The sequence below is a fragment of the Christiangramia aquimixticola genome (assembly GCF_048285835.1).
GTDB lineage: Bacteria > Bacteroidota > Bacteroidia > Flavobacteriales > Flavobacteriaceae > Christiangramia > Christiangramia aquimixticola.
On the sequence record NZ_JBLVTL010000046.1, the window covers coordinates 1 to 391 of the forward strand.

The 391-nt window shown below is 38.9% G+C and carries 1 protein-coding gene; it reads left to right on the top strand.

What is annotated here, in order from left to right; genetic code table 11:
* The coding region (locus ACNKXV_RS13425; protein ID WP_417908242.1) for a hypothetical protein at positions 1-391 on the top strand (391 nt) is incomplete at both ends.

A 391-nucleotide genomic window follows, 5' to 3' on the forward strand; every position in this document is an offset into this window, starting at 1 on the left:
TAAAAAGTGATTTAACCCTGGAAGATGTTGGTATTACCTTGACCGAAGTGGGTGAAAATAATGATCTAGTTCCCCTTACCCTTTCAAGTACAATTACTAGTGAGACTCCGGAGGTGGGAAGCTATGTTATCACTGCATCACATCCTCAAACAAGCATTACATTCTCAGACTTCTTCAATTATGTCGGAGTGTTACAGGAAAATGGAAGCATCCTTTATGACGGCACTAATAATGCCTTGGGCAATTATGGCCCTGGAATCTTAAAAATCGAAGGATTACCTATTACAATCAAACCCGTGGATTTGACTGGAGAATCTTCACTGAAGTATGGTGAATCAATCAGCGAAAAACTCAAGTTTGAAATCATCATCCCTCAAGAATTTATTGAATC